At 37.9% G+C, this 24,972-nt stretch carries 19 protein-coding genes; 6 read left to right on the plus strand and 13 right to left on the minus strand.

Annotation, left to right across the window (positions count from 1 at the left end; all coding sequences use genetic code 11):
* Nucleotides 1-5 precede the first annotated feature (5 nt).
* Complete coding sequence (locus LQ203_RS08765) at nucleotides 6-1,670, minus strand: DUF6044 family protein (protein WP_230157422.1); 1,665 nt, start codon at nucleotides 1,668-1,670, stop codon at nucleotides 6-8.
* A gap of 438 nt (nucleotides 1,671-2,108) precedes the next feature.
* Between LQ203_RS08765 and LQ203_RS08770 the strand changes: the two genes are divergently transcribed.
* From LQ203_RS08770 to LQ203_RS08795, 6 genes are all read left to right on the plus strand, one after another.
* On the plus strand, nucleotides 2,109-2,318 hold the full coding sequence (locus LQ203_RS08770) for a hypothetical protein (protein WP_230157263.1): 210 nt from the start codon (nucleotides 2,109-2,111) through the stop codon (nucleotides 2,316-2,318).
* 266 nt (nucleotides 2,319-2,584) lie between these two features.
* Nucleotides 2,585-3,970 carry a cytochrome P450 gene (locus LQ203_RS08775; protein WP_230157265.1) on the plus strand — a complete coding sequence of 462 codons (1,386 nt, stop codon included), beginning with the start codon at nucleotides 2,585-2,587 and terminating at the stop codon, nucleotides 3,968-3,970.
* A 109-nt stretch (nucleotides 3,971-4,079) separates the two neighbouring features.
* A complete protein-coding gene (locus tag LQ203_RS08780) occupies nucleotides 4,080-4,253 on the plus strand; it encodes a hypothetical protein (protein ID WP_230157267.1) in 174 nt (57 codons plus the stop codon).
* A 494-nt stretch (nucleotides 4,254-4,747) separates the two neighbouring features.
* Nucleotides 4,748-6,085, plus strand: coding sequence for an amino acid permease (locus LQ203_RS08785; RefSeq protein ID WP_230157424.1), 1,338 nt, complete (start codon nucleotides 4,748-4,750; stop codon nucleotides 6,083-6,085).
* A gap of 192 nt (nucleotides 6,086-6,277) precedes the next feature.
* On the plus strand, nucleotides 6,278-6,955 hold the full coding sequence (locus LQ203_RS08790; protein ID WP_230157269.1) for a FadR/GntR family transcriptional regulator: 678 nt from the start codon (nucleotides 6,278-6,280) through the stop codon (nucleotides 6,953-6,955).
* 16 nt (nucleotides 6,956-6,971) lie between these two features.
* Complete coding sequence (locus LQ203_RS08795) at nucleotides 6,972-8,195, plus strand: MFS transporter (protein ID WP_230157270.1); 1,224 nt, start codon at nucleotides 6,972-6,974, stop codon at nucleotides 8,193-8,195.
* 493 nt (nucleotides 8,196-8,688) lie between these two features.
* Here the strand turns inward: LQ203_RS08795 and LQ203_RS08800 are convergent, their stop codons facing one another.
* The 12 genes from LQ203_RS08800 to LQ203_RS08855 form a co-directional block, all read right to left on the minus strand.
* Nucleotides 8,689-10,053 (minus strand): helix-turn-helix domain-containing protein, encoded by a 1,365-nt coding sequence (locus LQ203_RS08800; protein WP_230157271.1) that lies wholly within the window; start codon nucleotides 10,051-10,053, stop codon nucleotides 8,689-8,691.
* Nucleotides 10,054-11,330: 1,277 nt separating this feature from the next.
* Entirely contained in the window at nucleotides 11,331-11,504 is a 174-nt protein-coding gene (locus tag LQ203_RS08805) for a hypothetical protein (RefSeq protein WP_230157272.1), read from the minus strand.
* Nucleotides 11,505-11,610: 106 nt separating this feature from the next.
* On the minus strand, nucleotides 11,611-12,771 hold the full coding sequence (locus tag LQ203_RS08810; protein ID WP_230157273.1) for an aminotransferase class I/II-fold pyridoxal phosphate-dependent enzyme: 1,161 nt from the start codon (nucleotides 12,769-12,771) through the stop codon (nucleotides 11,611-11,613).
* Between the two features lie 12 nt (nucleotides 12,772-12,783).
* A complete protein-coding gene (locus LQ203_RS08815; protein ID WP_230157274.1) occupies nucleotides 12,784-13,407 on the minus strand; it encodes an acetyltransferase in 624 nt (207 codons plus the stop codon).
* A gap of 134 nt (nucleotides 13,408-13,541) precedes the next feature.
* Nucleotides 13,542-14,126 carry a sugar transferase gene (locus LQ203_RS08820; protein ID WP_290370549.1) on the minus strand — a complete coding sequence of 195 codons (585 nt, stop codon included), beginning with the start codon at nucleotides 14,124-14,126 and terminating at the stop codon, nucleotides 13,542-13,544.
* A gap of 275 nt (nucleotides 14,127-14,401) precedes the next feature.
* Nucleotides 14,402-16,213 carry a nucleoside-diphosphate sugar epimerase/dehydratase gene (locus LQ203_RS08825; RefSeq protein WP_290370550.1) on the minus strand — a complete coding sequence of 604 codons (1,812 nt, stop codon included), beginning with the start codon at nucleotides 16,211-16,213 and terminating at the stop codon, nucleotides 14,402-14,404.
* A gap of 26 nt (nucleotides 16,214-16,239) precedes the next feature.
* On the minus strand, nucleotides 16,240-16,971 hold the full coding sequence (locus LQ203_RS08830; RefSeq protein WP_230157275.1) for a CpsB/CapC family capsule biosynthesis tyrosine phosphatase: 732 nt from the start codon (nucleotides 16,969-16,971) through the stop codon (nucleotides 16,240-16,242).
* Nucleotides 16,972-17,017: 46 nt separating this feature from the next.
* Nucleotides 17,018-17,725 carry a CpsD/CapB family tyrosine-protein kinase gene (locus LQ203_RS08835; RefSeq protein WP_290370551.1) on the minus strand — a complete coding sequence of 236 codons (708 nt, stop codon included), beginning with the start codon at nucleotides 17,723-17,725 and terminating at the stop codon, nucleotides 17,018-17,020.
* 26 nt (nucleotides 17,726-17,751) lie between these two features.
* Nucleotides 17,752-18,444, minus strand: coding sequence for a Wzz/FepE/Etk N-terminal domain-containing protein (locus LQ203_RS08840; RefSeq protein WP_230157278.1), 693 nt, complete (start codon nucleotides 18,442-18,444; stop codon nucleotides 17,752-17,754).
* A gap of 60 nt (nucleotides 18,445-18,504) precedes the next feature.
* The gene (locus LQ203_RS08845; RefSeq protein ID WP_230157280.1) at nucleotides 18,505-19,860 is read right to left on the minus strand and encodes a nucleotide sugar dehydrogenase; all 1,356 of its coding nucleotides are present in this window, start codon (nucleotides 19,858-19,860) and stop codon (nucleotides 18,505-18,507) included.
* Nucleotides 19,861-20,337: 477 nt separating this feature from the next.
* The gene (locus LQ203_RS08850) at nucleotides 20,338-20,862 is read right to left on the minus strand and encodes a hypothetical protein (protein WP_230157282.1); all 525 of its coding nucleotides are present in this window, start codon (nucleotides 20,860-20,862) and stop codon (nucleotides 20,338-20,340) included.
* Nucleotides 20,863-21,013: 151 nt separating this feature from the next.
* Nucleotides 21,014-24,373, minus strand: a complete 3,360-nt coding sequence (locus LQ203_RS08855; protein ID WP_230157284.1) for a toxin Cry1Ac domain D-VI-related protein — start codon at nucleotides 24,371-24,373, stop codon at nucleotides 21,014-21,016.
* Nucleotides 24,374-24,972 lie beyond the last annotated feature (599 nt).

Here is a 24,972-nt window from a genome sequence, read left to right on the forward strand (position 1 = left end):
CCTTTTCACATGACTTTATATAAATAAATTTTCCATAAGGTGTCTTTCTTTGTGAAGATCATATCTAGTACCAATTCGTTTTCCTTCGCGTTTTTAATAGGTAATGCAGAAAATATATACTTGCCTCCCAGCCCTCTAAACGCATCCACATTCAGCTCCAAATTTTCCAGCTCTCTTTTCGAGCCTTTTTTGAACATATAATGCTTCCCAAGCTCATCGGTAAATAGGTAACAGCGCCCTCCCCATTCATCAAAGTAGATTCTAATATTTTTATTCTTAGCCAATTCATTTTCAATTATTTGACGAAATTGATGTTTGTATCTAAGCGGATAGAAATTGTTATAGCTATCGAGCGTGTAAAATCCATTAAATTGAGCGATGGCAGGATGAAGACCAATGCTCGCAACTCGATAGTCTTCCTGTGGAAGGCTAATATGCTCTTTTATTTCCTGAAAAAGGCTCTCAGCATAGAACTCTTTAAAAGATGGCTTTTTATTGTGAGTGATTTCTTCATTGAAACCCATTAATATCATAATTTGAACAGCTATGAAGATAGAAAGGGTTTTCTTAGCATAATCGCTGTGTTCCCAGATGATTTTTAACGCGATAGCAAAACCTAAGTAAATGACCATCGGCCTTAAAAAGTGAAATCTTGCAAAATTAAAGGTATCCAAGGTGTGAAACCTTTCTGTTAAAGGAAGCCATCCTTTATAAAACCAAAATGCATACCATGCGGAGAGTATAAAATTCAAGCCAAACAAAAAAACAAATACCTTTTCCTGCCTCCACAGTTTTTTGGTCAAAATAATATAAAGAGCAAAGACTGTAAGCGGTAAGATAATGAGAGCATGCACAGTCATGACATGCGTATGTCCAAAAACAAAATTTTTGAACGTAAGCTCGATGACCCACTCGAGCGGAAGTCTTGCGTGAAAATACTCATCTCTGCTATTTGGCTCGGAATCAACAATGAATGAAGCGACCAAACGATACTCCACAAGACCAAAAATGAAGGTCATATATACGATTGAAAGAAGAAATCTTACATTCCACCCTTTTCTCCTGATCACATCCGTTATCCAAAGAAAGCCCATTGCAACAAGAAAAAAGAAAAAGCCAAGCACGATGCTTGAATAAAGCGGTAAAAGGGTAAGGACCAAATAATTCTTCCACGAATGGTCCTTGCTGCGAATATTCAAAAAAGCCCAAAGCGCCAGCGGCATCCCAAGAGTACTTAGCATTCCTGAAGGCCAAAATGGGGTAAGGGCAAAGGCTAAGGATGTGCCAACCCTAATCCACCCTAATTGGCGCCATGTAACCAAGTGTTTCCTCAATAGGATATACATACCAAAGAAAGCGATTAGTCTTGTTAATGCCTGGCTTATTGTATATGCAAGCATGGTCGGAAAAAGGGCATACAGCCACACGATAATGCTGAACTCACTGCCAAACGCATTTCGGGGCAACCCATTCATGATTTGTGGAATTTTGGCGTCTATTGCTCCGAATAACTCACCGCTTTCTGAAAGCACTTTATACCAGGCAAGATTGGAATCCAAATTATCATGTACACGAATATGTGCATTTTCTCCAAGGGTGAATAAGGGAGAAAGATATAAAATAATGACAAGAAGAGCAAAAAGAATTAGTTTTCGCTCTTGATTTTCAATTGGCAATATATACACCTCTTGATGGATTCAAGTATCATTAATATTTGCTTTAATGGTAAATCTATTCTTTTCAAGGGATTTATTTTCACCTGAAATGGAGCAACAAATGACCACAAAAAAATAGCCAACCATTCAATATATATCGAAGTGGTACAAACTAGGATTACAGATATTAATATCCCCTAATTACTAAAAAGTAATGGGATTATTTTCTTACCTTCATTCCACTTTTATTCACTTTCTATCCTCTAAGAAAGATTTCCACTTAAGCCCCATCTCCTATGAATTCCAAGTCATAACGGACCCAATGAGGAATGAATTCCCCCTATCGTTTATATAACATCCCTTCCAAAGAACACTTACAAGGCTAGCCATTGGATTTTGCCCTACCTGAATATTTGCACACAAAAGGAATAATATATTGTAAGTGAGGTTATGTTGATAACGTATACGTCCTATAGTGACCCAAACATATGGTATCCAGAAAGGATTGCAGATAATCACATGCCCAAAAATGCGAATAATCCGATAATATCCGATGAATTTTTAGATCAAGTGGCTAAAGAAATCAATCAACAATTTGGTGGTCCTATTAATGAAAAAAACGATCGTTTCCAACATGGGGACGATGAAGAACGAAGATGTTGAATGCGTCCCTTGTCTTCAACTGGACGTTCCCTCTTCTCAGAAAACTGATTCAACCGCTTAGCCAATTGTCATAATCTCAAAAAAACTCTGGTGTTTTTAACCAGGGTCTTTTTTTTGGCTAGTTGCAAATTTACTTCGCTTATTTATCCGGTTTCCTTCCATAAGAAATAATTCATCTTTCTTTAACGACTGACTTGTCCAAACCAATTTAGCTTATCCTCATAGAATAATTACATGTAATACTTTTACAGAAAGGGGGGGCAATATTGAACGATACGGATGATGACTTACGCGATATTCCAAAAGTTCCAAAGGGAAGGCTTATTTCTGGACATACAAAGGAGTTTCAAACAGATCCACTTGGCTTTCTTTCCCGATTAGCAAAGGAATATGGGGAGATAGCTAAATTTCGATTTGGACCACTTCAAGATGTTTACCTTGTTTCAAATCCTGATTTAATAAAACAAATACTCGTAACAAAACAAAATTGCTTCGTTAAATCAAAGGACTTCAATGCATTAAAACCACTTCTCGGTGAAGGTCTACTTACAAGTGAAAAAGATTTTCACATGCGTCAGAGAAGGCTTATTCAACCATCTTTCAAAAAGTCTCATATTAGCCATTACGCCCAGGATATGATTGATACTACAATGGATTATATTTCAACTTGGGAACAAAATAATGAACGGATCATTACGAAGGATATGATGAACATCACTCTCGGGATCATCAGCAAGACCATGTTCAGCATGGAATTCAAGGATGGCTATGAACTTGTTGGGAAATCGATGGAAACTGCTTTAAGAATCGCAGTCAAAAGGATGAGAACGATTTTCCGTATGCCATTATGGGTGCCAACTAAAATCAACCGAGAATATAAAAATGCGATACAAAAACTTGATAAAATCATTTACAGCATCATTGAAAAACGTAAGAGTGAGACAGTAAAACATGAAGACATGCTTGGAATTCTGATGGATGCACGTGATGATGAAGATGGATTGGGGATGACAAACCAACAGGTACGTGATGAGTTAATGACTATTTTTCTAGCCGGACATGAAACGACAGCAAATGCACTTTCTTGGGCACTGTACTCCCTTTCGCAGCATCCTGACATTCAGACCAAGCTTTTCAATGAAGTAGATAGCATAATTGGTTCTCGGACACCCAAGCCTGACGATTTCATGAAATTAACATACACTCAGCAAATCATTCATGAGGCGCTCCGTATGTATCCGCCACTTTATATCCTGTCACGGGGCGTGGCGGAGGATGTCACAATAGGAGGATATTCCTTTAAAAAAGGCGATATGATTGTATTAAGCTCATTTGTGATGCAGCACAAGCCAGAGTATTTTCATCAACCAGATTCTTTTATTCCTGAGCGATTTGAAAACAACCATATGAAAACCCTGCCTGCGTTCGCTTACTTTCCATTTGGTGGAGGACCGCGGGTTTGTATTGGCAATCATTTTGCCATGATGGAAGCGGTGCTTGTCCTAGCTTGCATTGCTCAACGATATAGGATAAGGCTTGCAGATGACCATCATGAAGTTACACCCTATACGTCCCTTTCACTCAGGCCTAAGGGCGGATTGCGCATGGTAATAGAAGAAAGAGAGGTAAAAGACTTTCAATCTGGCTTCTAATATGTAAATGAATCAATTTATATCCTACGAACAAAACCTCCATTCCAGTATGCATGATTATGACTCCTTTAAAGGGACTGGCCTATTTTTTTGAAAGGAGGGATGAAAAATGTATATGCTCCATTCACATAGTATGGGTACCATCCACACTGAATTGCACTATTTAGGAATGGCCTCGCAGGTATATTCCGGTTATTTAGAATATTTAATGAATATTGAACCGGTACAAGAAACCGATAACCTACAGTCGCTTCCTCTCCCCTTTTTATTTGAAAACGGGTAGTCTCATTAGCTTTGCCCATATTCTAGAAAAACCGAGCCATCAAGGTCGGTTTTTTGTTATTCAGGGTACCCAAATGATGGCTCGGTTAGTCACAAAATAATAAACAAAAACGTCTATAAAGGCGGATCCGCCCCAAAATCCTTATTCACCTATTAGACTTCCCTTCTTGAAGTAAAGTTTCATGACCGTTTATACATAAGATACAAAAGAAAAAAATTAACACTTGAATAATATTTTCCTGTAAAATCAACTTGGATTCTGATCCAATAAATAAATTTACTTAGAAAGCATGATATTTTAATAAGAATAAACAACTGAATTTTTTTAAAATTACACAATCTTTCTTTTTTCCGCTTCTCTACCTAAATTGACATTTTGCCTAATCATGATATATTAATATAGCACTTTAGTACGCAAAAGCGTTCACTTACAGAAGATATAATTTAGTCTAAAATAATATTTTATTAAAATAAAGCATGAAAGGCATGAATAAAATGGAAAAGACTCATCCAGATTTAAAAAAGGGCTTATTGCCAAGGCATGTCCAGTTTATTGCATTGGCCGGAATGATAGGAACAGGGATTTTCAAGGGGAGTTCAGAAACATTAAATATGGCTGGTCCAAGTGTTGTGATCGCCTATTTAATAGGAGGACTACTTTTATTTATAGTAATGGCGGCTTTAGGAGAGATGGCAACCGTTTTTCCTAATTTGAACGTACAACATCTCATAAATAAAGCTTTTGGATTTAAACTATCCTTCATTGTCGGATGGCTCTATTGGTTTAACTGGATTATCGTGATCATCGTAGAAATAGTAGCGGCTGGAAGCTTTCTACAATATTGGTTTCCTTCTGTACCATTGTGGCTGTTAAGTATACTTTGCGCATCAGTTGTAATCGGAATAAATTTGTTTCAAGTAAAATACTATGGTGAACTAGAGTTTTGGTTTGCAGGTATTAAAATAATAACGTTAATTGCTTTTATCATTTTAGGAGCTTTGATCCTACTTGGAATTTTCCCTAGTTCTGCTTCATTTGCTAATTACACAGAACATGGTGGTTTTTTCCCGAAAGGCATTGAAGGCATGCTAGGTGCACTTTTAATTGTCATGTTTTCATATGGGGGTGCAGAATTAATTGGTGTAGCCGTCACGGAAACAAAAGATAGCCAGAAGGTTATACCAAAAATCATTAAAGGAACAGTATGGCGGGTGGTCCTTTTTTACGTCTTGCCCATTCTTATTATTTGCGGAGTGATACCTTGGAACCAAGTTAGCACTGTAGAAAGTCCCTTCGTTCAGGTTTTCAGCCTATCAGGTCTCCCTGGAGCAGCGGATATTATGAATTTCGTTCTTTTAACAGCTGTCTTATCAGCTGCAAATTCAGGTATATACGCTACATCAAGGACATTGTTCACTCTTTCTCAGAACGGAGAAGCCCCTAAGCCATTTTTAAGAATAACCAAAAAGGGCATCCCCATTAATGGGATAATTTTAACGACATTATGTATATTAGTTGGTGTGTTTTTATCCTATTTGACTCCCGATCTGATATTAAGCTATCTAATGGCTATCCCTGGCTTCACAGTTTTACTATTATGGATCAGTATATGTTCTGCGCAACTGAAGCTCCGTAAACAATATACAGACAAATCAGGTTTCCGGGTAAAGTGGTTCCCATACACAACTATATTTGCTATCACAGCTTTAAGCTTTATCTTTTTGGCTTTCATCTTTAATAAACAAAATATTATTGGTACCACTGTATGTCTCGTCACTTTAGGAATATTGATCCTTCTCTCTTTTATTGTCAAACAAAAAAAAGCAGCTTAAGAATAGAAAATGTTAGAAGAAAGCCCTGAAACTTGATTTCAGGGCTTTCTTCTATGGACTTTTGTCCACTATGCAGCCGAAGTGGCGATTGAAGGGGAAGGTATATGAACAAAATTCTTTGTTTATTTTTTCAACATACATATGTTAAGATAACCAATGACCCAATCATCCTACAAATTCGAGGTGTACATATTGATCATATCTAAAACAAATCGTTTATCACTTGTAGAGCAAGTGGTTTTACAAATCGAAGCTTTAATTGAATCAGGCGAATGGAAGATCGGACATCAGATTCCTCCTGAAATGGATTTGATCAAACAATTCGATGTAAGCAGAAATACATTAAGAGAAGCTGTACGATCACTTGTGTATGCAGGTCTTTTAGTAACTAAACAAGGAAAAGGAACATTCGTAAAGTCATCAAGTGCCCTGGGGGCTGCATTTCAAAGAAGGATCCAGCAGTCAAGTTTATTAGAAACGTTAGAGGTCCGTCATGCCCTTGAACGAGAGGGAGCCCAGTTAGCCGCACTAAGACGTGACAAAGAAGATATAGAAAAGTTGCAGATTCATATAACAGCATGTCGGAATGCTGCTGAAGCGAAGGATATCAAGGCTTATGAAGAAGCAGATATACTGTTGCATAAATCGATTATGGGCTCATCACATAATGATTTATTGATTGATTTGTACGAACATATGGAAGATTCCCTGCATGACTCCATCCATCAGATCGTTGAGATGAGTACTGATGAGAACTTTCATTTAAACATTCATTGTAGTCTTGTCGAGGCCATCATCGAACAAGATGTAAATCGGGCAATCGAAACAGTGAATGAATACATTGCACGATTTAAAAAATCTTTAAAGTAAATACGGAGGACATATTATGGGCATTCATCAAGCGGCAGATCAACTGGAACAACCAAAAATAGATATTAAACCGAGAATGGGACTTCTCATTATCGGAATCATTCTTATCGGGGCCAATCTAAGGGCTCCCTTAACATCAGTAGGCCCACTTGTCACTTCAATACGTGATAATCTGGGTATATCCAATACACTATCAGGTTCCTTAACGACATTGCCTTTGCTTTCTTTCGCATTATTATCACCATTTGCCCCTAGGATAGCACGGCGATTTGGAATGGAGCTCACCCTATTCGTGTCTTTGATATTATTAACGATCGGGATTATGCTCCGTTCCATTGGAGGAGTACCATCATTGTTCTTAGGGACCATTTTAATTGGGTTAGCCATCGCCATCGGCAATGTATTATTACCCAGTCTAATTAAACATAATTTTGCAAGCAGGATCGGTTTGATGACAGGGATTTATGCCGTTTCCATGAATTTATGTGGCGCAATAGGATCTGGGATCAGCATTCCGATTGCTTCGTCATCTGGATTAGGATGGGCTGGTGCCCTTGGATGTTGGGGAATTTTATCTCTTATTACCGTTTTCTTTTGGATCCCGCAATTACGACGACCATTCAAGTCAGACAAGGATGTACAAACGGCCGTCATAAAAAACATGAACTTGTGGCGTTCTGGTTTAGCTTGGCAGATCACTTTTTTCATGGGATTGCAATCATTTATTTTCTATACAGTAATTACCTGGATGCCGGAAATCCTGGAACAAAAAGGCCTGAGCGCTGATGATGCTGGCTGGATGCTCTCCATCATGCAGCTTGCCGTCATTCCGATAACATTCATTATGCCAATTATAGCTGGACACATGCAAAGTCAGCGCTTGTTAGTGGTCCCACCGGTCATCTTCCTTGTTGTAGGGATCTTCGGCATATTGTACGGAAGCAAGTTGTTTATCCCAGTATGCATGATCTTGATCGGGATTGGTGTCGGAACCATATTCAGTTTATCGATGATGTTCTTTAGTCTTCGAACACAAAGTACCCATGAGGCGACGGAATTATCAGGAATGGCTCAATCATTTGGGTACCTCTTGGCTGCCGTTGGGCCAGTTTTATTCGGAGGGCTCCATGACGTAACTCACAGTTGGACGATTCCCTTATTGATGTTAGTCGTTGTATCTGCACTTATTTTCATTGTTGGAATGCGTGCAGGAAAAAACGAATATGTATCGACTCATTAAAGCTGCTAGTGACCTTTTATTAAAACAACATACTACAAGAGAACAGTGACACATTATTTAAATAATATAAAAAGCCTTAAGCGGCGATGGTCTCGGTATTGCACCGGGGCCATTTTCTTTAGCAGCAGCGGTAGTTATGTTGCTTACTCGGTCACAGCCAATTCCATATTCATCTTCAACGAACACCTTGCAAAACAAGATTAAATGATAATGTCCATCATTTAATTATGGATGGTTTGCAGCCTATCGCTCCATTGATGAAACTTATAAAACCATTTCACATAGTTTTTAATTTCGAAAGGATGATCTGGTAAATATTGTTATAGACTCACCTTCTCCCTTTGGAGAAAAAACAAAACACCTGGGCTTAATGACGTGGTAATTTATTAGCTGAATATTACTGTTCATTATCAGGGGGTAAAGGTAGAAAGTGATTAAATGCCTAAATACATCAAAGCGGGGCATTGCTCTATTTTAAGCACTGTGACTAAACTCAATCAAAGTCTTCATCAAATGGATATAAGATATTTGGGTTTAAACCATACCTATCAATAAAATTCTTTCGAGTAAACATCTTAATTTCTTTTAATTCGGAAGGAGTTGGAAAGGAAGAAACTTTATAAATGGGAATGTGTTCAATATTAATTAACTGCCCTAAATCTGTTGTTATTAAAATATCGAATCCATTTTTCCTGAAAAGTGAATCTATATCAGATAAGTCCATTACATAAATATTTAACTGGTTTCCGAAATGATGTTTCAATACTTCACGAATATAATCTTTCTCTACATATGATCGACATACTAACGCAGTCTCTATGACCATTTGGTTTTTTTTTCTTAATATAGAGGCTTGGACCAACATGAAGATTTCCAATATTTCAATATTTTCAAAAGATATTGTGAATTCATTCGAGATATTATTTGCTATTTCTTCAATAATAGCAAATAACGGATTTTTTTCGAAATATGGTACGAATTGTAAAATGCTATTTATTCTAGTATCTGTTTTTAGTTGTAAATCAAAGGAGATCCCACGAAGTGTTTGTGCAAATTCGTACATGAAAATATCATCTTGGGAAACATCCAATCCTATTTTTTTTGATAAGGTAATTAAAAAGTGACTTAAAGGCTTACCACTGTCCGAATTAAGCCTGGAACGAATGTGCCTAAGCTCCTGCGTACGATTTAATGACATTTCTTCGCTTATTAAATATAAAGATAAAAATAAGATTTCGTGGATCTGTTTCTCCCTGCTTGAACATTTTTTCATGAACTTGAATAGTTGCTTTGATATTTCATATGCTTTTGATTTTTCATTTTCAATATAAACCGTTTTTGAGAATGATACGAAGCAATTATGGGATATGCGGATGTTTGAAATGTGAAGGATGATAGCTAACCTTTGTATCGCCCCCATGTGTAAAGAAGTTGCATGTTCTTTTAATAGCTCCAATAGTGTGTCCTGAAATTCCTTAAGATCGAAGGATGTAATAAAATCATTTAAATTGACGGACATATACTCTACATATTGCATGATGAATCTTCTAATCTTTTTTTCATCGCCAACAATTTTATATGGGCTTTTTGATAATTGAACTCCGGCACTTTGTACTACTTCTTCAATTTTCTCTAACTGTCGGTAAACTGTTGAGCGGCTGACATGAACTCTTTGAGTCATGTATTTTATCGTTACTCCATTGTTAAAAAGAATTAAATCCAGTGTTTGAAAATACGTATTTTCACTTTTCAGATGAAACCAAAGTTCTTCCAATGTACCGTTTTTAGGTTTCAGTAATCTTACGCCCTGTACTTCATTCTTTTCGATTTTCCATTCAGGTGGGAGATTTGAACTCATATGAAAAATATCCCGCCATAATGTACTTTTCGAAAAACCTGTTTTTTTTGATAGTTCGTTTAAACTGCACCAATTATCCTCATAGAATAAATAATATAAAAGGTTTGAATAACGGTCATTAAATCTATTCATAAAATCACCTTTAACTTCAATGGATTTTCATATTTTCTTATTAAACTATTGTATAGTTGGATTTAAGCACTAATACCTACTTACCCATCGTGTTTATACATGTTTTTTTAGAATGGTAGAAAACAAATACTACTTACTACCCAAACGTAACATAGTTTCATCCAAGTGTCGTTTCATATTTGGTACGAAGAAATTAATTTTTGAAGTCAGCTAATCCTTGAAATTTCAAAAAGTACATATATTAAGTTAATACCATTTACATGTTTATCTGAAAAAGCACATTGCACCTAACCCTGCTTTTAGACTTTTTTACACTACCTTCCCGCAGGAGTTTCCATATTTGTTAGTAACCTTGACTCTGTCGGAATCCTCTCCTTGCTTATCTCCATAAGCAAGGAAGCATGTCCTTCAAATAGTATGTCTAGTTGCTTACGAGTCATATATCTCTAAAAGATATTTAATCAGCTAGAACATTTCAAATTAACAATGAATCATTTCATTTATGGAACATGTTACTTTTTTTTCATGATGTATCGATGAGCAATTAAGGTTTTCTTTTTCGTATAAAAGATATTAAAAAACCTCATTCTTTTATAGTGGACTTGTAGAGCATTCACTATAAAAAGAATGAGGCGCCTCCTATTAGTTAGAGCAACACTTTAAACGGAGCAATATCGATGACCGTATATGGTGAATCAAAAAAAGGAATAGCCTACCTTTTTATAGTGATTCCACTGAAAGCAAGAATCGAAATAAAGGGACGAAAAAGAATGTGGAGGGTTTCTCGCCAGTCTGACCATCTTAAAGCGGTGCGTCTTCTGTTATTCTCTTAAACAGCAACCCTTTACACATCAAACGTAATAATGGGGTCACTCATGTGGAATATTCAAATGCTCTCTGTTTGTCTTTTTTTAAATGAGAAATATGGGCCAATTCGAATTTTCCGTACTTACAATCAAGCGAAAGAAGTTCGACTTTTAAATCATTTTTATAGATGTAAATAATTTTATATTTTCTTGATTTATAAATCACTTTATCACCAATCCTCATAAGCACGCTCATTTCTATTGTAGAATAAAACAGACTTCAAAAATTAATAATACAATCACCTTTTTTCAGAAGGTACAGAAAACATAAGGAAATATTTATCTGAAATCTTCATTATTGAATACGATGCAATGCAGTTCTATCGCTTTTATATTTTCAACTAGTCTTTTTCTAGTATTTTCTATCTCTCTCTCATACAAACCACTTCGTTTATTTGATAAACATGCTAACCTGTCGATATCTTGATAGATCAGTTTAAATGTCCTTCTCATATTTTCGTATGGCCTCCTTTTCATTGTAAGGAAGGTTATTAAGCAGGCTTTAGTATATCTTGTCCATGTAACTTTAATGTCACAAGTATCGTAACGCATCAACAACTCACCCATTTATTTTGGACGGTTCAAGTACTTCCTTTACAATTGCCACTACACGTTCTTGATCTTCTATTGTCATACCGGAACCGGATGGCAAACATAGACCTTGTTCAAATAACATATTAGAAATATTTTTATCATCGCTTTCCGTAAAAATGGCTGCATCTTTAAAGACAGGCTGTAAATGTAACGGTTTCCATACAGGTCTTGATTCAATGTTTCCTGCTTCTAACGCATTGATTACGTCAAGGTTTCGTACTCCCGTGACTTTGTCATCTATTGTTAAAGCCGTCAACCAGCGATTCCCCATCGTACCTTTTAACTCTGGCATGAAGGTAATGCCAGGTATGTTTTCCAACGACTTTTTATACCGATCAAAAATTTCCCTTCGCGCTTTTACACGCTCATCTAACACTTCTAATTGGGCACGACCAATTCCAGCTAGAATGTTACTTAAACGATAGTTATATCCGATAGAGCTATGCTGATAGTGAATGGTTGGATCACGTGCTTGTGTAGATAAATAGAGAGCTTTATCCAAAAATCCTCCTTGATTCGATACCAGCATGCCGCCACCGGAAGTTGTAATGATTTTATTTCCATTCATCGAATAAATCCCTATATCACCAAACGACCCGGTTTGCTTCCCCTTATAAGTGCTACCAAGGGATTCAGCTGCATCCTCTATCAAAGCAACCTTATATTTCCTGCAGATGTTCATGATCTCATCCACCTTTGCACTCTGACCAAACAAGTGCACCAAAATGACGACTTTTGGAATTTTCTGTTTTTTTCTCGCGTCTTCCAATGCTCTTTCTAATGCTCTAGCAGACATATTCCATGTATCAGGTTCAGAATCAATAAAAACAGGCTCCGCCCCTTGATAGACGATAGGATTTGCACTTGCTATAAAAGTTAATGAAGAACAGAATACGGTATCACCAGTGGTGACTCCCAATACTTGCAATGCCAAATGAATGGCAGCTGTGCCTGAACTTACTGCCAAGGCCCCTTTTGTACCTGCATATTTGGCAAATTCTTCTTCCAAAGCTTTTACGTTCGGTCCTAGAGGTGCAACCCAATTCGACTCGAATGCTTCGTTTACATACATTTGTTCAATTCCACTCATATGGGGAGGCGAAAGATAAATCCTTTTATACTCCATCCTACACACTCCTTATTTTATTATCCTTGCTGGGGATCCCACAGCGGTTGATGCATGAGGAATGTCTTTAATAATGGTTGATCCGGCCCCAACTGTACACCATTCCCCTATCGTGATGCTTGGTATGACTGTGGATCCAGCTCCCATCAGGGTTCCAGTTCCGATCTTGACAGCTCCTGTCAGGGTTGCGCTTGGTGCTATATGAACAAAATCATTCAGATGAGTATCATGCTCAATGACTGAAGATGTGTTAAGAATGACATGGTTCCCCACTCTCGCACCTGCGTTCAAGACGACATTCGGCATAATGACTGTTCCTTTTCCTATCGAGACATTTTGACCTATGACAGCAGTAGGATGAATGACTGTCTCATAATCCATTACATCTAAACTCAGCTCGTTTACGATTTTAAATCGCAAATCGTTCGTACCTATCGCAATAATTAACTTACATTCAAAATGGATGAACAAGCTCTTAAAGCTTGAGATGGGACCAAAATACACATTTCCTTTTTTTTTCAGCGCGCTATATTGATCATCCAAAATAGCCATGAGGCGATACTCACCCATTGCTGCAATAATATCTTGAACAACCTTTGAGTGGCCGCCTGCACCGATTACCACGATTTTCTTCAATCCAAATCACTTCTCATATCTTCTAATTTAGAGTTTCTTTAAGAAAAATATTTACGGAACCTAGAGGTTTTCTCGTCGTTCCCTCCAGGTTCAATACTTCTTTCAGGTATTATGCTGGCAAATCATTCATCCCATCATCCAACAAATTTTTGGGTTGTGACATGCCCTTCTTGTGTAATGGCTTCTTGTTTACATACCTTAATCAAGGTAAGATAGATGATTTTCAAATCCAACAAAAAGGATTGATTTTCTACGTACCAAACATCAAGCTCAAACTTTTTCTCCCATGAGATTGCATTGCGGCCATTTACCTGTGCCCAACCCGTCATTCCTGGACGGACTTCATGCCTTCTTGCTTGTTCGGCAGTATATAATGGGAGATATTCCATTAATAATGGCCGTGGACCTACAAAACTCACATCGCCTTTCATGACATTAATCAACTGCGGTAATTCATCCAAACTTAATTTCCTGAGTAATTTGCCGAAATCCGTTAATCTCTTCTCATCAGGAACCAAATTCCCTTTTTCATCTTTTTCGTCTGTCATCGTTCTAAACTTATACAGATAAAAGGGTTTCCCATTAAGACCTGGGCGCTGCTGCTTAAAAATGACAGGTGAACCCAATTTCAAACGGATGAGGATGACGATAAGTATCATAAGAAGAGAAATGAATATGATCGCCAGACAAGATATCAATAATTCAAAAGCCCGTTTCATTTTTCCCTCCCAAATCATCATTGTGTATGGTTACCAGTATCGAGGGAATTCTTCGGATAAATTCACAGAATCATAGTTTTTGCTTTGCTGCTTTTATCGAATTTCCACTCGTTTCTTTCTATAATTCTTCACTATCTTCAACTCTTATAACACATTGAATTCATCGCTCTATTTGTATTCATGCATCACTCTGCCAACCTGTTATTTGATGCGATTTCAAAAACCATTTATAACACTTGCTTTACCTTCTTCACAAAACCCTCTTCAGGAAATTGTCACGTTACGGGGATTTTGTGAACCTTCCTATAATTCGCCAAATCCAACATTCTTTCTTTTAACGTTTCTTCGCTCAAGACATCATATGTTGTGATAATATCTTTTATTGCATCCCAATTTACTTCTCTAGGTTTACCAATATGAATTTTCGGATAGATCTGATTGGCATAAACTTCATCTTCTCCAAGTAGTTCTTCATATAATTTTTCACCAGGCCTAATTCCTGTATAGGTTATCCCGATATCTTCAACGTTGTAACCTGACAGTTGGATGAGCTTTTTCGCAAAATCGACAATCTTGACAGGCTCACCCATATCCAATACAAAGACCTCTCCTCCTTTGGCCAAAACCCCTGCCTGAATGACCAATCTCGAAGCTTCGGGAATGGTCATGAAATAGCGAATCATGTCCGGATGCGTAACTGTCAAAGGCCCGCCTTTTTTAATTTGCCTTTTAAAAAGTGGGATGACGCTGCCATTACTGCCAAGGACATTCCCAAAACGAACCGTCACGAATTTTGTATAACTTGACAAACTCTTATTCTGGATCATCATTTCGGCTAAACATTTAGAGGCACCCATAATACTTGTCGGATTTACGGCTTTATCAGAAGAAACCATGACAAAAATATTCACCTTGCTAGCTTCCGATGCCTCCGCAACATTCATCGTGCCTATGATGTTATTTTTCACCGCTTCTTTAGGGTTGGACTCCATAAGTGGTACATGTTTATGAGCCGCAGCATGATAGACGATGTTTGGACGATGGTGGTCGATGACCTGAAACATTCTCCTGCGGTCCTGAATATCTGCAATTTCGGTCACAATCTCTATTGTATCTGCATAAGCTTCGAGCATTTCCAACTCAATCGCGTATATGCTGTTTTCGCCATGCCCAAGCAATACAATTTTAGCGGGATTATATTTCATGATTTGACGACAGATTTCAGATCCAATCGAACCGCCCGCACCCGTTACTAAAATAGTACTATCAACAATTTTTTCCGAAATCCCTTTATCATCCAGTTGAATCGGTGAGCGCCCCAATAAGTCCTCCATTTGGATATCTTTTAATTCATTAATTGAAACCTTAACTTGAACTATCGCTTCAAGGCTAGGGACAATTTGAGTCTTTACACATGTTTTCGTGCATTCCGAGAAAATGGCATTTATCTCCTCCCTTTTCAAAGAAGGAATTGCAATGACGATATGCTCGATCTTGTATTTTTCTACCACTTGAGCGATATTTTTTGTAGCTGCGACCACTGGTATGTTGAAGATTTCTAAACCTAGCTTCGTTTTATCATCATCTACGAATGCAACTGGGACTAATTTTATATTGCTGGACTTTAACAACTGGCTCGTTATCATCGTCCCGGCAGATCCAGCTCCGACGATCAACGTCCTTTTTTTATTGGGTGATTGCTTAATGCATCGATTAGAATAGACTCTCCATGCCAATCGTGAGCACCCTATCATGACCATATAAAGGATCCATGTAATTAACAGTTCCCTCATATATAGAAAATGGGTAAAGTACAGCTGAATGATCGTCGTAATGGCAATGGAAAAGGTCGTCGCTCTAAACACATTGAACATTTCACTGATACTGGCGTACTCCCAAGCCTTCTTATACTGTTTCAAATAAGCAGTAAAGAAATAATGACACACAAGTAAAATTAACGTACTAGTCAGGGCGAATGCTGGAATTTCATCATATGGATGTAATAACCAATAACTTAAAAATACAGCTGTCACAACAATCATGGCGTCCAGTAAGACTAATGTGAAAAGCCGGTTATAATATGTCAAATCTACTTCTCCCTATATTATTATTTTTAATGAAACAAGAGTTCCTTGACTCTCTTTCCGTACAGTACATTCTCGGCATTTTCTTTAAAGCCGTTCACTGCTTCTTTGTCAAAATTCTTTTCAATTATTTTATTTGCTTCCCGGATTTGAAACCCTCTGTTTCCAACATTATGAGCATCTGATGCAATAAAATGAGAAAGACCTGAGTGAACTAAAAATTTGGAAAATCTTTTTGTTCTCCATCCGAATTTACCTGTGATGCTCCCTGCCGTTATTTGTGAATACGCTCCCTTCCATATTAGTTCTTTTAGAAGTTGCGGATTTTTTATTATTTCCAAATTCCGCTCTGGATGAGCAATGATCGGTGTCATTCTTTTCATTTGCAAATCATAGATCAATCGTTCCGTATATCTCGGCACATGGTTTGAAGGAAGTTCGAGAAGGATGTACCGCGAATCATTCAAGCCCATGATTTTATTATTATCATAATCATCCATAAGCTCATCGGATATCCTGATTTCCTGCCCTGGCCATACTTTCAGCGGGATCTCCATTTCATCCAGCACTTGGTTCAATTTTCTAGTTTCTTCCTCAACTTTTTCTTTATCATTTTCATATTTCCCCTTAATATAATGAGGAGTTGCAATGATGTCAGTGATTCCTTGCTCTACGGCTTTCCTCGCCATTTCTATACTATCCTGGATATTTCCAGCACCGTCATCCACTTCTGGTAAAATATGACTATGAATATCTATCATTGTTATCCCCCTTCAGCCCACCCATACATTCTTTTAAATTTCTTTTTTATTTACCATAGTAGTAGTATTCGTCAGGATATTTTTGTTTTTTCTTATTTAGGATTGCTCCTAAAAGCTTTGCATTGGCATTTTCAAGTAATTCCTTCGCTTTTTTCGCTTGCTGTATTTCAGTACTTCCGCTGCTAACCACTAAAACAACTCCATCTGCCATATTCGCTAGTATTTGAGCATCTGTAACTGCATTGACAGGCGGTGTATCCAAAATAACCAAATCATACTTCATCTTGGCTTCATCCAACAATGTCACCATTCCGTTTGACCCAAGCAACTCCGATGGGTTAGGAGGAATAGGTCCACTTGTCAACACATCCAAATTGGGGTAAATGGAAGGTTGTACAGCATCAGATAATGGATTTTGCTTTGAGATGACATTCGTTAATCCTAGGTAGTTCTCCATGTTTAAGTTAGTATGAACACTGGGCTTTCTCAAATCTGCATCAATGATGAGAATGCGTCTCCCTTGCTGTGCAAAAACTGCTGCGACATTGATCGAAGTGGTTGATTTTCCCTCGCCAGCGTTGGCTGAGGTGAAAATCATGGTCCTTATATCTTTTTCCACAGCGGAAAACTGAAGATTCGTTCGAATCGTCCTATATTGCTCCACAACCGGAGATTTCGACTTCAACATAGAGATACTGCTTCTTTTTTTAATCTCTGTCATTTTATGCCTTTCATTGCGTGCCAATCTTTTCACCTCTTGAGGTTGTGATTACAGATCTATTATTTCCGCTTTTTTTTACTATCCATTAAATTAACGATGCCTAGCATCGGCATATTTAAATGTTCTTCAATATCTGACTCAACCTTGATTGTATTGTCAAAAAATTCGAGCAAGAATATTAGAACTAAACTTATAATCACCCCTGCAAAGCATGCTTGAATCATATTCATGATTGGATTCGGTTTTATAGGTGAAGAATTATCGCCTATAGTTGCTTTTGATAAGACATTGACATTGTTCACATTCATAAGCGCTTTTATTTCATCTTGGAATATGTCCGTTATTGCACTGGCGACATCTACAGCGAGTTTTGGATCCGTACTTTCAACTTTAATGGTAAATATTTGTGAATTCCCTTTACTGACGATATTGATTTGTTCCGATATTGCTGAATTTGATAGATCAAGATTCAGTCGATCTTTTACTTTTTCTAACAACATAGGACTTTTTATGATCTCGCTGTACGTTTCAATCAATTGAATATTGGTTTGAATCTCACCTACATTGTAAAGTTCTGTACTTTCCTTGGATTGATTGACTAAGATTTGTGTAGAAGCTTGGTAAACAGGTGACAGAATAAAAAAGCTAACGATTCCTGTTATTGCCGTTATTAGGGTTGTGATGATAAAAATGAGTGCTATGCGTTTTTTTACCATTTGGAAAAGATCTTTTATACTGAGTGTCTCCCTCATTCAATCAACTCCAATCCATTCTTTACATCACTTTGGCTTGTACCTTTCTAGTCTTGGTGCCTATAATTTTGCAATCTTATCAGATTTCAGACCACTTTCTTCCAACACATTTTTGGAATCGAATATTAATGAAGCATGATCATGGACGCTTTTCCAGTCAAAACATGTGTGTGGTGTTCCAATGACAACTAAATCGGCCTTTTGAAGAATGGTAACATCGTATTCTGCCACCAGTTGAATTTGTTCATTGATCCGGATTTCTTTTGCATAAGGTTCGATGACGGTCAGCTTTTGGACCTTGTTTTGTAACCGTTCAAGTAAACGAACGACCGGACTTTCCCTTAAATCACCAATATTACTTTTATAAGCTGCCCCTAATACCACAACATGTGAATGTTTCATGAGCTTGTCCTTGGATGCAAGCAATTCGAGGATTCGCATATAGGAATAGTGAACCATCCCGTCGTTAATATCCCCTGCCAATTCAATCATTTTTGTTCGATGACCATGTTCTTTTGCTTTATAAAGCAAGTAGTATGGATCGACCGGTATGCAGTGTCCCCCAACACCAATACCTGGGGTAAATTTCATGAACCCGTATGGTTTCGAAGAAGCTGCATCGATCGTTTCCCATATATCAATTTCCAATTCTTTGCATAGAACTGTCATTTCATTGACCAAAGCCATGTTAATCCATCGGAATGTGTTTTCAAAGATTTTGCTTAATTCAGCAACACGGATCCCATTAACACGCTGGGCGGTCTTTCCGATAAACATGCAAGCTAGATCTGTACAGGTTTCCGTTATTCCCCCGACAACCTTTGGTGTGTTGCTTAAGTTGAATTTTTTATTTCCTGGATCTATTCTTTCCGGGGAATAAGCTACAAAAAGGCTCTCCCCCAAGACATATCCTCTTACTGTTAATGGTGTACAGATATACTCTTCTGTCGTTCCTGGATATGTCGTACTTTCTAAAATCACCATTGTACCTTCCTTCACATGTTCAGCCACAATTTCTCCTACATCCTTCACGTACGAGATATCAGGTTCTTTCAACTTATTAACAGGGGTAGGAACACAAATCAAAAGGACATCCATCTCTCCAAGCTGCTTCATATCCGTTGTCGCTGTAAATCGGTTTTGGTTAATAAATTGTGTAAGCTCGTCATTATCTACATCATTGATATAATTGATTCCTTTATTTAAACTTTGAACCTTTGTCTCGGAAACGTCGAATCCGGTCACTTTATACCCTTTACATGCATAATGACAAGCTGTTGGGAGACCCACATATCCCAATCCAATCACTCCGACTTTAGCCGTTTTATTCATTATTCGTTTCCGCAAAGCAGATTGTAGCGAGTATCGAGCATTATCTATTTGCTCGTCCTCTTCTTGAGTTACCGCTGTTATCATGGTCACAACTCCTTCATTTCACTTATAAAACATAACGAGTATCTAAAAACTAACAGGCCATGATGAATATTCACCACAAATGGACTTGCAAACTTATCATGCTATAGATTCGAGTCTGCTAAACCGACCAGATACGCCATTTTGAATGTTATGGTTGGTATACATACTAGAAGTTCGCTTGTAAGATTCCTTTTAATTTTTTTCGTTAACATTAATAAACTATCATAATTATTTTTGATGCTCATTCCAGATTTCGAATGAACCGTTCTGTTTTTGATTCATCTACCCAGCAAAACCTGAATATCCACGTTTTTCGGCTTGATATTCACACCTATCAAAGCAGTGCGTTTATACTTTAAGATTACGAGTACAAGTATATCCGCATAATGGAAATACAAATCCCCCGATTGATTGGCCTTTTTCACGGTGCCAGGTCTCGGGGGAATTCAAATTTAGTCAAGCTATCAAGATTACATACTACTTCTTCTCAGTAGCTTCAGCTGTCATGTCTGTCACTTTGTTAATTGTCCATTCTTGCTTTTCCTTCGTGTCAGTATTTTCATACTGCACCTTGAACGGGCCTTTTCCTTCTATCACATAGTAGCCATTTCCTTTTACACTTTTTCCGGGTGCAAGTTTTGTCCCTAAATTATCTCCAGGATAGATGCTTAGTTTCTTATTCTCTTGATTCCATACCGACATTTCAAAAGCGTCAACATGTCGCTCTTCTGCCGTTTTATTCGTTGCCTTCAGCTGTAACTGTAAAACTTTTTTTCCTTTTTTTTCTGGATGTTCAAGCTGCATAGCTTTTTCAATCTGAATACCTACCCCAGATACGTCTTTCTCTTGTCCTTCATCCTTAGCGGATGAATCTTCTTGTTTTTGTATCGCTTTCGGTCCACCTTTTGGTTCATCCTTTTCTGCTGACGTGCAGCCTGTCAAAAATAGGCTTATAGCCAACATACTGATGGAGATACTTCTGAATCTTCTCTTTATGATCATAAATGTCACCCCTTTAAAAATCTCAAACTCCTTTAAAGAGAGATTCTTGTTTTCCTTTTTTCTATATACATCTCACTCTATTTGATAATCAAATAGGCAAGAAGGACCTACACCCTAATGGAAAGGGCTTCTTACATATTTAGTACATTGATTAACGGACAATCGTTTTGGCTATGTCCCCTCCTACAACATTAGGGCCATAATCCACTTCAATGACGTCACCTGCTTGGAGCCTTCTTTGCACACCATCCTCAGTGATAAACCGGCTGTATATTTGGTAACTTCCATCAGGATTAATCACCCCGGCTCCACTCTGAACAGTACTCACTGTTCTCAATGGATTTCCATTCACTTTCAAACGAAGAAGCTGAGTTCCTTCAGGTGCTTTACCCGTAACATAATCTGCATTAGGAGCCACTGGATTCACCTGCAGTTTCTCTATTTCCTTAAGTACCGTAGTATGGGCTTGTATGTTCGATGGAGTCCGAATACCGTAGTCAACCGTTACGACATCGCCTGCTTGCAAGGTTTTATTTTCCCCATTATCATCCACCCCTACATACTTGCTGTAAATACTGAATGATCCATCTTCATTGACAGGTGCTGTACGAAGAGGTACACCATTTACCAATAAGCGAACAATCGTTGCCCCTTCAGGAGCCGTACCTGTTATCGCCTCAGCATTTTGGTATACACTGTTAAGCTTGACAGGTTCACTCGGCATAAACTGAGACACTGTGACAGTTGATCGTTCACTGATATTCCCAGCCGCGTCTGTAAGGGTGACAGTCATAACCGTATTGACTGGTTGTTTTGGAATATCAACCTTGAATCTCCCGTCTGGACCTACAACCCCTGTATACGTTTTGCCATTAATGGTAACAGTCACTTTTGCATCTGGTTCACCAGTTCCCGTTACCTCTTTGCTTGCTGTAGTAACTCCATTTAATCTAGGCGCTGCCGGTGGCGTTACATCCTTATTCAATAGTTCTTCGGCTTTGTCGACTAAAGCTTGTAATCGATCTCTTTCAAGACCGGCTGGTAATTTGCTGACTGCTGCTTGAGCTTCGTCAACCGCTGCTTGAGCGGTACTTCCTTTCAATGTGTCGAACTTATCATCCGTGAACAGATCTTCCACTTTGTTCTTCGCATCGTTCAAATCTTTTTCGGCTTGTTCGTTCTTGTTCAATAAATCTTGGGCATTATTCAGTAGCTCTTCAAGTCGTTCTTTTTCCGGACCTGCTGGCAATTTGTTGACTGCTTCCTGGGCTTCGTCAATCGCTCCTTGATCCGTCGACCCTTTTAATGTGTCGAACTTATCATCCGTGAACAGATCTTCCACTTTGTTCTTCGCATCGTTCAGCTCTTTTTCCGCTTGTTCCTTCTTGTTCAATAGATCTTGCGCTTTGTTCAATAAATCTTGCAAACGGTCTTTTTCAGGACCCGCTGGTAATTTACTGACCGCTTCTTTGGCTTCATCAATCGCTCCTTGATCGGTACTTCCTTTCAACGTGTCGAACTTGTCATCCGTGAACAGATCTTCTACTTTGTTCTTCGCATCGTTCAGCTCTTTTTCAGCTTGTTCGTTTTTCTTCAATAAATCTTGAGCATTAATCAGTAACTCTTCAAGGCGATCTTTTTCAGGCCCTGCTGGTAATTTACTGACCGCTTCTTTGGCTTCATCAATCGCTCCTTGATCGGTACTTCCTTTCAACGTGTCGAACTTGTCATCCGTGAACAGACTTTCTACTTTGTTTTTCGTATCGTTGAGCTCTTTTTCGGCTTGTATTTTTTTATTTAATAGATCTTGCGCTTTGTTCAATAAATCTTGCAAACGGTCTTTTTCAGGACCCGCTGGTAATTTACTGACCGCTTCTTTGGCTTCATCAATCGCTCCTTGATCGGTACTTCCTTTCAACGTGTCGAACTTGTCATCCGTGAACAGATCTTCTACTTTGTTCTTTGCATCGTTCAAGTCTTTTTCGGCTTGAATTTTTTTATTTAATAAATCTTGTGCTTTGTTTACTAAATCTTTCAAGCGGTTTTTCTCTGCACCTTCCGGAAGCTCATCAACCGCGTTTTTAGCTTCATCAATGGCTGACTGGTTTGTTGTGTTCTTCAACGTATTGAAATTGCCATCCGTAAATAGCCCTTCGGCTTTGTTTTTCGCATCGGCCAATTCTTTTTCGGCTTGCCTATCTCCTAATTCAATCTTTTTGGTTTTACCCATGTACATATTTACTGTAGGAGCCTCTGACCAGAGCTGATTTTTGTGATAAACAGCTGACCATTTAAAAGGCTGACCTTCCCTGCCTGCAAACGTTTTGGTAGGGGTATTGGACGTGTTCTCCCAAATCTTCAGCTCATCCGTTACCATATTAAAATCTAAGCTTGCAGCACTATAAAAGGCTTGACTATTAAGCGAGGATATTACAACCTTCTTTGGATTGTTAAAAAACAATTTCCCTACATATGGTGCATACACTGCAACTCCATTTTCTGTACTAACATTAAGTTTTGCCTTTTCATTAATCTTTGCATCATTATGAAACGAGATCATTGCTAATGTATCTTTACCCGTTCTATTCATATCCAACTCTGCCCCTGAATCGACGATGAAATTTCTCAATATCCCCTGGCCTGTAAAACCTTTATGCCCATTAATATTCACCTTTGCATTTTCCCCAATAATGAAAGCTCCATAACCTTTTGTCGGATAAAATATTCCTTGCCCACTTTGAAGAGTAGTAATGTTCACATTCGCATTAGGTGCGACTATAAAATCCGGTTGTTCTGAAACAGACCAAATAAGGGAATAGGCACTATTATGAGCTATGATAGTTTCATCATGAAATTCCACACTTCCAGTTTCAGCCATTTCTTGACTGGTAATGTTTATGGCGTTAAAATCCTTAAAAGTTGCTTTTCCACCTCTGTTATAAATCATTTGCGGTCCACTATATGATACATTTTCAAATATTTGTTCTACATTATTTAATCCATCCCCAATTGCAATGACACCATAAGGGTTGTTACCTTTAACATTCAAGTTCTTTACAGTGGTACTTTGTAATTCATAGGCATAACCATAATATATGCTATCCAATCCTCCTGTTCCTCCAGTTTGCGTTAACGTATGGTTATTTCCATCTATCACGATATGTGTTTTTTTCGCTTGAATCTTAATAGATCCACTTACATCAATGTCTTTCCCAAATATGACTGTCGTAATTCCGTTATCACCTTCTAAAGCAGCCTTTAACTCCGTAAAATTATTGACAACCCTTTCGTTAGCATTGATTGCTGCAACTGCTTTATTGGGTGCTTGAATTTCAGTTGTTTTACGACCTTCCTGAGTTTTAACCCCCGACTCTTTTGCATTCGAACTTTCCTTATTCTTTACTGTCGATGGTTCTTCCGCTAGTCCGACACTTGGTATTAATAGAGAGCTTGCTAACAGAAATGATGTGGTCATGACGTTAATAGGTTTTAACATCTTACTTTTTTTCATATGGACCTTGCCTCCTAAAATAGTAGATTTGGTAGATAACAAATTAATATTACTATTTTTCGACAAACTCCTCGTTCCTATAATGTTGAATATAAATTCATTTTTGAAGCTGCATGTATGTAAAAAAATTCAAATATAGTGAATCTGTTTTATATAAAGGTGAAGGAGGGTAAACAAAAAATGTAGATACCAATCTTTCGGCAAAAAAAAAAAGCACAGCTACATATCAAGTATCTTGTGCCCCTAGTTCCATTCTTTTTTATTATCAACTGGCATGAATTGTGTTCTTTTACATAACCACATTTGTATCTTAAGGTTGGGGAAGTTGATTGGCACGTTGGATATAAAGCATGAGTGGTCATCAGATTGAATTTAGCGCATTTCCCATCCCTTAAATTCCCTCGCTTCGTCCGTTGAATGCTGTCTTTTTGCTAAGTGGGATTTCCCGTCAGTCTGATTTACTCCCTCTACCCGTTACTTTCTGTGGGCACTTATAAGGAAGGAGAGTGAAGTAACGATAATGAGTGTGATTTTTAACGTATTTATTTCTTGTTTATTTAATAGTAGGTACATTAAAAATAGGACTAAAAAGGCTTGGA

Origin of the sequence: Peribacillus sp. Bi96 (assembly GCF_918698115.1) — a bacterium.
Classification (GTDB): domain Bacteria; phylum Bacillota; class Bacilli; order Bacillales; family DSM-1321; genus Peribacillus.

Bases quoted from the DNA above. Each gene is read 5' to 3' on its own strand.
- LQ203_RS08780 (WP_230157267.1), top strand. From the start codon at position 4,080: ATGTATATGCTCCATTCACATAGTATGGGTACCATCCACACTGAATTG.
- LQ203_RS08785 (WP_230157424.1), top strand. From the start codon at position 4,748: ATGGAAAAGACTCATCCAGATTTAAAAAAGGGCTTATTGCCAAGGCAT.
- LQ203_RS08795 (WP_230157270.1), top strand. From the start codon at position 6,972: ATGGGCATTCATCAAGCGGCAGATCAACTGGAACAACCAAAAATAGAT.
- LQ203_RS08800 (WP_230157271.1), bottom strand. From the start codon at position 10,053: ATGAGTTCAAATCTCCCACCTGAATGGAAAATCGAAAAGAATGAAGTA.
- LQ203_RS08805 (WP_230157272.1), bottom strand. From the start codon at position 11,504: ATGAGAAGGACATTTAAACTGATCTATCAAGATATCGACAGGTTAGCA.
- LQ203_RS08810 (WP_230157273.1), bottom strand. From the start codon at position 12,771: ATGGAGTATAAAAGGATTTATCTTTCGCCTCCCCATATGAGTGGAATT.
- LQ203_RS08820 (WP_290370549.1), bottom strand. From the start codon at position 14,126: ATGAAACGGGCTTTTGAATTATTGATATCTTGTCTGGCGATCATATTC.
- LQ203_RS08830 (WP_230157275.1), bottom strand. From the start codon at position 16,971: ATGATAGATATTCATAGTCATATTTTACCAGAAGTGGATGACGGTGCT.
- LQ203_RS08840 (WP_230157278.1), bottom strand. From the start codon at position 18,444: ATGAGGGAGACACTCAGTATAAAAGATCTTTTCCAAATGGTAAAAAAA.
- LQ203_RS08845 (WP_230157280.1), bottom strand. From the start codon at position 19,860: ATGATAACAGCGGTAACTCAAGAAGAGGACGAGCAAATAGATAATGCT.
- LQ203_RS08850 (WP_230157282.1), bottom strand. From the start codon at position 20,862: ATGATCATAAAGAGAAGATTCAGAAGTATCTCCATCAGTATGTTGGCT.
- LQ203_RS08855 (WP_230157284.1), bottom strand. From the start codon at position 24,373: ATGAAAAAAAGTAAGATGTTAAAACCTATTAACGTCATGACCACATCA.